The 11,317-nt window shown below is 73.6% G+C and carries 8 protein-coding genes; 4 read left to right on the plus strand and 4 right to left on the minus strand.

Features of this window, described 5'->3' with window-relative positions:
• Positions 1-88 precede the first annotated feature (88 nt).
• The 4 genes from ACWF94_RS02550 (at position 89) to ACWF94_RS02565 (ending at position 5,053) form a co-directional block, all read left to right on the plus strand.
• Positions 89-1,102 (plus strand): ornithine cyclodeaminase family protein, encoded by a 1,014-nt coding sequence (locus ACWF94_RS02550; RefSeq protein ID WP_453483943.1) that lies wholly within the window; start codon positions 89-91, stop codon positions 1,100-1,102.
• Positions 1,099-2,532, plus strand: coding sequence for a Y4yA family PLP-dependent enzyme (locus tag ACWF94_RS02555; protein WP_453483945.1), 1,434 nt, complete (start codon positions 1,099-1,101; stop codon positions 2,530-2,532). The genes ACWF94_RS02550 and ACWF94_RS02555 overlap by 4 nt, the downstream gene beginning before the upstream one ends.
• 74 nt (positions 2,533-2,606) lie before the next feature.
• Positions 2,607-3,647: a cysteine synthase family protein gene (locus tag ACWF94_RS02560; RefSeq protein ID WP_453483947.1), complete on the plus strand. Its 1,041-nt coding sequence runs from the start codon at positions 2,607-2,609 to the stop codon at positions 3,645-3,647.
• Entirely contained in the window at positions 3,641-5,053 is a 1,413-nt protein-coding gene (locus ACWF94_RS02565) for an MATE family efflux transporter (protein ID WP_453483949.1), read from the plus strand. Before ACWF94_RS02560 ends, ACWF94_RS02565 begins: the two co-directional genes overlap by 7 nt.
• A gap of 376 nt (positions 5,054-5,429) precedes the next feature.
• Here ACWF94_RS02565 and ACWF94_RS02570 read toward each other — a convergent pair whose 3' ends face one another.
• From ACWF94_RS02570 to ACWF94_RS02585, 4 genes are read right to left on the minus strand one after another with little or no spacing between them, the layout of a single operon-like run.
• The gene (locus ACWF94_RS02570) at positions 5,430-7,121 is read right to left on the minus strand and encodes an acyl-CoA synthetase (protein WP_453483967.1); all 1,692 of its coding nucleotides are present in this window, start codon (positions 7,119-7,121) and stop codon (positions 5,430-5,432) included.
• Positions 7,122-7,177: 56 nt separating this feature from the next.
• Entirely contained in the window at positions 7,178-9,124 is a 1,947-nt protein-coding gene (locus ACWF94_RS02575) for an FAD/NAD(P)-binding protein (protein ID WP_453483951.1), read from the minus strand.
• Between the two features lie 27 nt (positions 9,125-9,151).
• Complete coding sequence (locus tag ACWF94_RS02580) at positions 9,152-10,513, minus strand: methylaspartate mutase (RefSeq protein WP_453483953.1); 1,362 nt, start codon at positions 10,511-10,513, stop codon at positions 9,152-9,154.
• On the minus strand, positions 10,510-11,025 hold the full coding sequence (locus ACWF94_RS02585) for a cobalamin B12-binding domain-containing protein (RefSeq protein ID WP_453483954.1): 516 nt from the start codon (positions 11,023-11,025) through the stop codon (positions 10,510-10,512). Before ACWF94_RS02585 ends, ACWF94_RS02580 begins: the two co-directional genes overlap by 4 nt.
• Positions 11,026-11,317 lie beyond the last annotated feature (292 nt).

Here is an 11,317-nt window from a genome sequence, read left to right on the forward strand (position 1 = left end):
CCACCGCCGTCCGACCGACCGACGTCCGTCCGTCCGTCCGTCCGAACGTCCGACCGTCCATTCATCCCAGGACCGGAGGAACACAGCCATGACCGACACACCGCCCACCCCCGTACCGGGCGACGCCGGGCAGTTGCGCATCCTCTCCACCAGCGATCTGGCGGGGATCGACATATCCCTGTCCGATGTGGTCGCCACCGTGGAGGGCGCGTACCGCACCCTCCACGCGGGCCGGTCGGACAACCCCCGCAAGCTGACCGTCAGCCCCGAGGACGGGCACTCGGTCGCGTACGCGATGCTCGGGCGCGACGGCTCCCGCTCGGTCGTCGCGATCAAGACCTCGTACAAACACGGCCTGGACAAGGGGCGTGCCGAGCAGCACTACTACACTGCCCTGACGCTCTACGACGATGTCACCGGCCTGCCGGTGGCGATGATGGACTGCTCCCGCGTCGGCGCCCTGCGCACCCCGGCGGCCTCCGCGCTGCTCGCCCGCGAGTGCGCGCCGCCGGGCGCGCGCGGCGCGCTGGTCATCGGCACCGGCACCCAGGGACGGCTCGCCCTGCCGTTTCTGCTCACCGTTCTCCCAAATCTCGACCGGCTGATGCTGTCCGGTACGCACCCCGGGGGCATCGCCGCCGCCGAGGAGCGGTTGGGCGCCCACTTCCCCGGCCGCGAGGTGGAGATCGTCACCGATCTGCGGGCCGCCGCCGCCGATGCCGACATCGTCGTCGCGACCGCGGGCGGACACACCCCGGCGGCCGTGGAGGCCGAGTGGCTGAAGCCCGGGGCGCTCGCCGTCCTGGTCGGCCACGGTCTGGCCCCCTCGACGCTGCACCGGGCCGATCGCGTCATCGCCACCAGCGAGGCGCAGATGAAGGTCACCGGCACCGATCTGGCCGACGCCGGCGGACTGCTCCCGCCCGTCGACGCCGAACTCCCCGCCGTCATCGCGGGCGCGGCCCCCGGCCGGCAGTCGGCCGAGGAGCGGATCTTCGCCTACAACAGCGGTCTGGTCGTCACCGATATCGCCCTTGGCCACCGCTTCGCCCAACTCGCCCTCGCCCAGGGCCTGGGCACCGGGGTGCCGCTGTGGCGGTGAGCGACCCCCGGCTGCCGGCACTGCCCGCCCTGCCCGACCCCGCCACCGACGCGGTACTGGCGAGCGGGCTGCTCGAAGAGCTGTCCCACGCCTTCGGCGGCCCCTTCCACTTTCTGCTGCCGGACGCCTTCGACACCAATCTCGGGGCGATGTACACCACCCTGCGGGAGGCGGGCGTCGACGGACGCGTGTACTTCGCCAAGAAGGCCAACAAGGCCGCGGTGTGGATGGAGCGCTGCGCCGCGAGCGGTACGGGTGTCGATGTCGCCTCCACCGGCGAGCTGCGGGATGCGCTCGGGCACGGCGTGCCGGGGGCACACCTCGTCGTCACCGGACCGGCCAAGGACCCCGCCCTGCTGCGTCTGGCGGTTAGGCAGGGCGCGCTGATCGCCGTGGACGCGCTCGACGAACTCGACAGGATCGTCACGACCGTGGGCAGCGCCCATCGGGGCGGCAGCCGGTGGCCCGAGGCGTCCCGCTCGCCGCTGCCGCCACCGGGAGAGCACAAGCGCGCCCGGTTGCTGCTCCGGGTGCTGCCGCCCACCCAGCCGTACAGCCGCTTCGGTATGAACGACGCCGAACTGGCCACCGCCCTGGACCGCTGTGTCCGGGCGGGCGAGCTGGTCCGGATGGAAGGCTTCAGCTTTCATCTGTCCGGATACGAGCCCCAGCCGCGCGCCGATCTCGCCGGGCGGCTCGTGGAACGGTGCCGCCGGGCCCGCGCACGGGGGCTGGTGGCGGACCGGATCAGCGTCGGCGGCGGCCTGGCCGTCAGCTACACCGACGCCGCGAGCTGGCACGCGTTCCTCACCGAGCAGCACAGCGGCCACTACCACGCGGGCAAGTCCTTCGACAGCGGCGGCTTCTACCCGTATCACTCCCCCGCCGCCGGAGCGGGCGCCCTGCGGGCCCTGCTGCTCGCCCGGCCCGAGGGACACACGCTCCGGCTGGGGGAACTGCTCACCGAATCGGGCATCCGGCTGCTGCTGGAGCCGGGGCGCGCACTGCTGGACCGGGCGGGCGCGACCGTGTTCCGCGTCCAGGGGGTCAAGGACCGGGACGGATACCGGTTGCTGACCGTGGACGGCACCAGTCTGAGCCTGTCCGAACAGTGGTTCAACAGCGAGTATCTGCCCGATCCCCGGCTGCTTCCGTACTGCGCCGACGGGCCCGCGGACGCCCCCGCCGGCAGCTGGCCCGCCGCCGTGGGCGCGGCGACCTGTCTGGAGTCGGACATGCTCACCTGGCGGAAGATTCCCTTCCGGCGCCGCCCCCGCATCGGCGATCTGCTGGTCTACCCCAACACGGCGGGATACCAGATGGACTCCAACGAATCCGCGTTCCACGAGCTGCCGCTCCCGCCGAAGATCGTCATCGACCGCACCGACCGGCCGCGGCCCCGCTGGCGGCTCGACCGTCCCCCCGGCTGACCCGGCCCACCGGGCACGGAGCCATCCAAGCCTCACCGACCTCACCGACCTCACCGACCTCACCGGAGGATGCGATGTCCGGCGCACTTCACCGTCCCGCCGTGGTCTCCCGGGTGTCCGACCTCATCGGCGGCACACCGCTGCTGGAACTCGCCGCCACGGACACCGGCAGCCGGCTGCTGCTGAAGCTGGAGATGTTCAACCCCACCGGCACGGCGAAGATCCGTATGGCCCGCCGGATGGTCGCCGACGCCGAGGCCCGCGGGGAGCTGCGGCCGGGCGGCCGGATCGTCGAGTCCACCTCGGGCAACACGGGCCTCGGGCTCGCCGTCATCGCCGCCGAACGCGGCTACGCCTTCACCGCGGTGGTCGACCGGCACGCCGCCGGGGACAAGTTGCGCGCCATGCGGGCCCTGGGCGCCGAACTCGTCTACGTCCCCGACGACGGAAGCGGGGAACTGGCCACCGCCGCGCGCGAGGAACTCGCCGAGGACCTGGCCCGCGACCGGGACAACACCGTCTTCACCGAGCAGCACAACAACCCCAGCAACGGCGCCGGATACTTCCCCGTCGCCCATGAGCTGGCCGAGGCGCTCGGCGGCCGGATCGATGTCGTCATCGGCGCGGTCGGCACCGGCGGGGCCCTGTGCGGCACCGCCCGCGAGCTGCGCGGGATCGTACCCGGCTGCCGGACGATAGGGGTCGAGCCCAAGGGGTCCATCGCGTTCGGCGGCCCCGCCCACGCCTACCACCAGTCCGGCACCGGCACCCCCGAGGGAGCGGAGATCGGCGCGCTGGTCGACTTCGGCCTCATCGACGAAGGGGTCAAGGTCGGCGACATCGAGGCATTCGCCGCCTGCCGAGCCGTCGCCCGCACCGGGCTGCTCATCGGCGGCTCCGCGGGGGGTGTGGTGTACGAGGCACTGACCCGGCTTTCCGGTCTTCCGCCGGGCACGACTATCGTCGCCCTGGTCAACGACGGCGGGGAGAAGTACTTGGACACCGTGTTCAACGACGACTGGATGCAGGCCCGCGACCTCCTCGACCCCTTGGTGGAGCGGGACATCGACGAACTGCTCACCAAACTCCGCAGGGACCGCCACCCCCGATGCTGACCACTCTCGGCCGCGACAGCCGCGCACTGGCCACCCTCGCCGTACCGCTGATCCTGACCCAGCTCGCCCAGGTCGCCCTGACCACCACCGACACGGTGATGATGGGCCTGCTGGGGACCCGGGAACTGGCGGCGGGCGGCCTGGCCATCGTCATCTTCAACCAGGTGCGCACCATGGGCGTGGGGCTGGTGGGCGCCGCCGGCAACCGGATAGCCGCGGCGGCGGCCCGCGGGGAACGGACGGCGGCCACCGGCGCGGACGGCGCGAGCCAGACGGCCAGGGCACACGACGACGTCCGGGCGATCGTCCGCGCGAGCATGGCCGTCGCCACGCTCACCGGGATCGCCGGGGCCGTCCTGATGATCCTCATCGGCCGGGCGCTGTCCTGGCTCGGCCAGGAAGCGGCCGTCGTGGCGGACGTCCGGACCATGCTGCTCGCCCTGGCCCCCGGACTGCTGCCCCGTCTGTGGTTCCAGGCGATCCGCCAGTTCACCATGGGGATGCGCCGCCCGCAGGCCCTGCTGCGGATCACCATCGCCTCCATCGCCGTCAACGCGGGCCTGAACTGGGTCCTCGTCCACGGCACCTGGGGACTGCCCCGCCTGGGGCTGACCGGTATCGGAGTCTCCACCTCCACCGTCTATCTGCTGTCCTTCGCCGCGCTGTACGCCGCCGCCAAACGGGACCGGGAACTCGCTCCGCTGCTCACCCTGAACGCCGCGAAGGCCGACCCCGCCGTGGTCAGGCGGCTCATCGGCCTCGGCGTGCCGATCGCCGCGACCTATGGCTCGGAGGCCGGGTTCTTCTCTCTCACCGCGCTGATGGCCGGGTCCTTCGGGACCGCCGCCCTCGCCGCGCACACCGCCGTCAACCAGCTCGTGTACATCGTCTTCCAGGTCGCCATCGGGCTGTCCCACGCCGCGTCCATCAATGTCAGCCGTGAACTCGCCCTGGGCCGCCACGACGACGCCCGCCGCATCAAGAACACCGCACTCGTCTGCGCGGGCGCCGTGATGACCGTCGTCGGCATCGTCTATCTCGCCCTGCCCCGGCTGGTCCTGGCTCCGTTCCTGGACTCCGGCTCCGACCGGGCTCTGGCCATCGCGGCCCAACTGCTCGTCATCACCGCCGTACTGCAGTTCTTCGACTGCGCGCAGAACATCGGCGTCGGTCTGCTGCGCGGCCTCGACGACACCAGGAGCGGATTCCGGATCACTCTCGTCGGGTACTGGGCGGTGGGACTGCCTGCGGCCTGGCTGCTCGCCCATCCGCTGGGGCTCGACACCTTCGGCATCTGGCTGGGCCTCCTCACCGGCCTGGCCACCACCGCCGTACTCCTGCTGCGCCGTTACACCGCGTCGCTCGCCCTGCGGGCGCGGTCCGCGCAGTTGCCGGCGTCGGCGTAGTCCCGTGGCCCCGCCCGCCGATCCGGGTGCTCGTCGGCCTGTACGGGAGTGGCCAGACCGACGAGCAGTCCCCAGCGGGACAGCGCCGCCCGGAGGAGCGACGGGCCCGTCCCGTCCTGAGACGCCGTACGGCACCGGCTCCCCGTGAAGACCGCCTGGCACGGTCCGGGCCCGGACCACACCAGGAGAACGGGAAGCACCGCGCCGCACCGCGGTAAACGGGGACATTAGGAGGGCTTCGGCCCACGGTCAACGACTATGGGAGGACTGTCACGGGATGAGAAGGGCTTCTCATCCGGTGACACGGCAGGGTGAGCGCGGTGTTCTCCCTGGGGCCGTCCGTCGACGCACCGCACGAGACCGGGCGCCCCACCGCTCAGGACCGGTGCTCCGTCCCCGGGGCCCGGTCGCGGAGGTGGGCCCGGCGCACCTTGCCCGACCGGGTACGCGGCAGCGCGCCACAGAATTCCACCACCCGGATGCGCTGCTCGTCCGGGAGCACCTCGCGCAGCCGGGCGAACACCGCGGCCGCGGTGGTGGCGTCCGCCGGGGCCCAGGCGGCCGGGACGACATACGCCTTCGGCACCCACAGGCCCACGGGATCGGGGACCGGCACCACCGCGGCCTCCCGCACCGCCGGATCCCGCAGCAGGTGCGCCTCCAGCTCCACCGGGGAGACCCGGTGCCCGTGGGAGAGAAACAGATCGTCGGCGCGGCCCCGGTACCGCAGACTCCCGTCCGGGGCCCGGACCATCAGATCGCCCGAGTGGTAGTACCCCGAGGCGAACACCTCGGCGGTGCGCCGGGGATCGTCCGCATAGCCGCGCATCAGCCCGGCGGGCCGGTCGGCGAGATCGAGGCACAGTTCGCCGGGGGAACCGTCCGGTACCTCACGCCCGCTGCCGGGGTCCAGCAGCACCGCCCGGTAGCCGGGCAGCGACCACCCGAGTCCGGCGGGGGAGGTACCGGGCGGGCTCCCGATCATCGCCGTCGTCTCGGTCTGGCCGTATCCGTCCCGGATGCCGACACCCCAGGCGTCCCGGAATCCGTCGACCAGCTCCGGCCCCAGCGGCTCCCCCGCCGACACGGCCTCCCGCAGCGCCGGCGGCCTTCGGCCGGGGCCGGCCGCGAGCAGTCTCCGCCACAGCGTCGGGGCGGCGCAGAAGGAGGTGATCGCCCGGGTCCGCAGCACCTCCAGCACCTCTTCGGGCCGGGTCACGGCCGAGGAGTCCATCGTCACCACGGACGCCTCCGCGTTCCAGGGCACGAAGAACGAACTCCAGGCGTGCTTGGCCCAGCCAGGCGACGAGACATGGAGATGGGTGTCGCCGGGGAGCAGTCCGTGCCCGTACATCCCGGAGAGATGTCCGATGGGAGCGCTGGTGTGGGTGTGCTCGACCAGTTTGGGGCGGGACGTGGTTCCGGAGGTGAAGTAGCGCAGCAGCGGATCGTCCGCCCCGGTCGGGCCGTCCGGGCGGAACTCCGCGCCGGCCGTCCGTACCGTGTCGTACGGAATCCACCCGGCCGCCTCGCCCCCGACGACGACGCCGGTCCACCGCGAGCGCCCGCCGGGAGCGCCGAGGCGGCCGGTGAGTGACGCCTCGGCCACGACCCAGCGCACCTCGGCCCGTTCGAGCCTTTCGGCCAGTTCGGCGGGGGTGGCCGTGGTGTAGGTCGGGACCAGCACCGCGCCCAGTTTGATCGCGGCGAGCATCGTCTCCCACAGCTCCTCGCGGTTGTCGAGCAGCAGCATGACGGGGTCTTCGCGCCGTACCCCCAGCCCGCGCAGCCCGTTCGCCGTCCGTGCCGAACGCCGGGACAGCTCACCCCAGGTCACCGTCCGGTCGTCCGCCGCGCGGGGGCCGGCCGCGATCCGCAGGGCGGTCCGCGTCCGCCGGGGACCGGCGGCCACCACATCGAACCAGTCGAGCGCCCAGTTGAAGGCGGCGGGCCTGGGCCTGCGGAACGCGCGGTGGGCGGCTTCCGGGTCGGTGCGGTGGCGCAGCAGCGCGTCGCGCGCGGCCCGGAAGGCGCCGGTGGCGTCCCCGCCCGTACGGTCCATGGCCATACGGTCCGTGGCCGCACCGTCCCCGCCCGTCCGGTTCTCCGTCCTCCGGTCCGTGGTCATACGACCGCCTCCTCGGTGTGCCGCGCGGCCGGGGCGTGCCGGGGCGCCGGCCGGGGGTCCGCGCCCCGCAGCATCGCGGCGGCGACGGCGTCGGCGTCCTGGTGGAAGCGGGTGCCCTCGCCGGGCCTGCCGCTGCCGACCTGGGTGAACCAGCGGGTGTGCTCGGTGGGGATGCCCAGGGCGTACAGTCCCGGACTTGGCTCGCCGCGCGCGTCCACCACCTGACCGCACTCGGGTGTGACATCGAGTCCCCCGGTCGGATACGGCTGCCCGTCCGGGCCCACCGCGGTGAACTCGCGCGCCAGTCCGTCGCTCAGCAGCCGCCGTACGACGGGGGCGGAGTCCCGGCGCAGATCGGGCGGCGGGATACGGGCGTCCACCAGCACGGAGACGGTCCGGGCCGATCCCCGAACCCGTGGCGACGACACCAGGAAGCGACCGCTCGCCGGGTCGGGGGCGAACACCGCCTCGGGGCCGGCGATCTCGACGAACCCCTGCCGGATCAGGGCCATGAGCTGTTCGCTCCGTTCGGCGGGCGGGCCCGCGGACAGCAGCGAGTTCAGCGGCAGGAAGCGGCCCTTGAAGGCGTCCCGGTGGGACTCCGGCAGCAGTCCGCCGTGGTCCACGGCCTCCCGCACGGTGGACCGCAGATCCCGCAGGGCGTCGAGCGCCGCCTTGAGCGGACCGTTCACATTGCCGAGCGCCGCCTCCGCGAGGTCCTCCTCCATCACCCGCAGCAGCCGGTCCCGGAACGCGCCGGGGCTCGCGAAGTCCTCCCCCGCGAACGGCCGGGCGAGGGCCGCCAGATCCAGCCCGGGGACCCGGCCGAGGCCCTCGCGGGCGAGCAGCGCCGTGGTGTCGCGCCCCTCCCGCAGCGCGGCGGCGTGCCGCCGGGCGAACCGGGCCGCCCGCCGCCGACCGGACCTGGCGCGTACCTGTGCCGTCCGGTAGATCTGCTCCAGTTCGCTCAGCAGCGGCGGCAGAACGTCCTCGGCGAAGTCCAGCCGGTCGTCCCCGGTCGCCGCGGCCCGCCGGGCCCGCGCCGCCGACAGTGCCGCGGGGGTCAGGAACAGCGCCCGGTGGCGGTGCGTGGGGCTCTTCTCGTTGCGTCCCCGTGCCGGGATGGGGAGCCCGCCGCGCGAACCGGCGACGATACGCGGCTCCCGGCCGCTGGGCAGATAGCGCAGCGCGCCGTCCGGGTCCCGGACGAACCGGCCGCCCCGGCCCACGGTGAGGGTGAGCAGCACATCGTAGAAGGACAGTCCCAGCCCCCGGATGCCCACCCGGGTGCCCGGTGCCACCCGGGTCTCGTCGAGCAGTTCGCTCTCCAGTTCGGCCGCCGAGTCGCCGCTCAGCCAGCGGGCGCCCGGATGGCGCCGGGAGAAGTCGCGCAGGGCCCGCTCGGCGTCGTCGGGTTCGTTGCGGGGATGGCCGGTGGCGAGCAGCACCCGGTCGGCGTACAGGGTGTGGGGCGGCCGGTCGAGGGTGAGCCGGTAGCCGCCGCCGGGCGCGGGGGTGAGCGCGGTGACCCGGGCGGTGACGGACGTCAGTTCGGTCCGGGGCGGCAGGTTCCGCGCGATCGAGCGGTGTACGGAGCGCAGATAGCGCCCGTAGACGGCCCGGGGGGCGTAGTCGTCGGGGCCGGGGGCCGGCTCACCGGGCCGGGCGTGGGCGGCCAGCCACTCACCGAGCGACGGCCCCGCGCCCGGCCGGGCCGGGCCCCCGTCCCGGCCGCCGGAGTACATGGTGACCTGGCCGACGACGGTGTTCATCGTGTACCAGCCGGACTGGTCGGTTCGCCAGACCCGGCCGGCTCCCACCTCGTGGGCGTCGATGGCGTGGATCGTCACGGGTCCGGCTCCGCCCGCTTCGAGCCGTACGGCGAGCCGTTCCAGCACGGAGATCCCGCGCGGTCCGGTGCCGATGACGGCGAGCGTGAGCATGATCTTCTCCTTCGTACGGTGGGGGAATCAGCGGTTGTCGATGGAGGCCGGCGGGGCGTCGGGGGCGAGCGGGTCGCACCGGTCGTAGGAGCGCTCGACGTAGCTGAGCATCTCGATGAGTTCACCGGCGCGCATCGCGCGTGCCTCCGGTCCGGCGGCCACCCGTACCGGCATCGCTCCGGCCGTGCGCCACTGGAGGCTGCCGCGCCCGTCGATGAAGCCCCGGCTGCGGTTGGCGTTGTCGGCGTGGAGGCAGTACGGAACGTCGAGCAGGCCGGTGCGAAAGGCCCGCAGCAGGGCGGTGCCGATATCGGGGGCGAGTTCGACTACGGCCTCGATCAGGGTCCGGGCCTCGGTGAGGACACCGAACTCTCCGTCGTCCGCGCCCGCTTCGCGGCCGGCGGGTCCGGGAGTGGGGGCGTGCCGGGCCGCGTCCGCCGCGACCTCCAGGGCGAGGATGTTGTCCCGGACGGTCGGGATGCGGTGGGCCTCCGCCGGGGTCTTCACGATCAGCCGCTCCACACCGGTGCGGGCGGCGAGCCCGGCCCCGGCGCGCAGCAGGGCGAGCGCGCCTGGCTCCGTCCGCGGGAACACGCCCATATAGCTGTAGAGGACGAGATGCCGGTCGATGTCGGGGAGATAGGTGTCGGCGAGCAGCCGCAGCGCGGCCAGTGCCTCGGCGTCCTGGGCGGGGCTGGTCTGCTGGGCATAGCTCAGCGAGACACTGCGCAGCCCGTGCCGCCGGAAGAACAGTCCTTCCAGCACACTCATGGCGACCAGCAGGCCGGGCGGGCAGAGCTGTCCGAGCAGACAGCCGCCGAAGCTCTCCAGATGGGCCGTGCCGCCCGAGCGCCGGGCCAGCAGTTCGCAGGTGCGGGCCCATGCCTCCACCGAATCGGCGAGCGGGGTACGGCTGTAGGGCAGGCAGTAGGAGACCGGTCCGCCCTCGGTGGCGTCGAGTCCCGCGTCCAGCAGGGTCTCCACGATGCGACGGGGGTCGGCCGAGCCGTGCCGTATCTGCACCGCGAACCCCGGGGCCCGGCGACCGCGTGCGGCCTGCCCGGCCGAGGGGGCAGGCGCGCTGGGCACGGCGAGGTCGCGGAGCATCCGCCGGGTGGCGTCCGCGCCGTGCGCGACGATCGGGTAGCCGTTCAGGGCCGCCCCCGTGTCGAGCGCCGCACGGGCGGCGGCGTGGTCGCCGACGCGGGTGTAGCTGTCCAGAGTGACGGTGCCGACGGTGCGGGCCCGGGCGGACCGGACCGCCAGCAGCCCCTCCCGCATCCGCCGGGCGTCCGGGAAGCCCATCCGGGGCTGCACCACCAACTCGCCGTCCCGGCGGGCCGCGTCCACGGCGGCGGCGAAGGCCGATCCGGAGCGGGCGGCGTTCATGACGCACCCGCCGGCACATGGGCCGGCTCCGCGAGGGCGGGTGCCGGGCGTCGCGGGCCGGGCGGGACTTCGGCAACACGCCCCAGCAGCCGCCGGAACGCGTCGGTCCCGTCCGTCTCCTCGAAGACGGCGTCGAATCCGGCCGCCAGCAGCGCGGGGCCGTGCGGGCCCTCGGCGCCGCCCGCCACCCCCAGCTTGCCGCCGATGACGGCGGTCAGGTCCCGCAACTCCGGCCGGACGCGCAGCCGTTCGATCATTCTGCGGCCGTCCAGGGCGCCGTGGCCGTTGACGCTGCTGATCACCAGCAGATCCGGCCGCAGCAGGCGGCACTGCTCGATCACCAGGTCGTCGGGGACGCACGAGCCGAGATTGGTGACCTCGTGGCCCATCTCCTCCAGCAGCAGTTCAAGGAAGACGAGGTTCCAGGTGTGGGAGTCGGAGGACACTCCCGAGACGAGGACATGGCGGCGGTGCGTGTCGGGTGAAGGGCGCTGAGCGCCGGTGAGATTCATCAGGGTCTGCTCCCGTGGTCGGGACTCTCGCCCTTCGAGTCTCATCCGGCGGTGCCGCCGGACATATCCCGAGATCCAGGGGGGTCGGGTCTCCCTGGCACCCCCTGCCCACCCCCTCGCCCGCCTTCATCAACGGGTCGACGCGCACAACCGTGCGCGCGCACCCGGCGTTCCCGTACGGCGCATCCGTTCAGCGGGTCAGCGCGGCGACGAGTTCGTACCGCCCCCCCCCCCCCGGGGTGTGGGAAACCGCCGGGTGGTGGGGGGTAACCCGGGTGAACCCGATCCCCCC

It is taken from the genome of Streptomyces sp. NPDC055078, assembly GCF_053607985.1.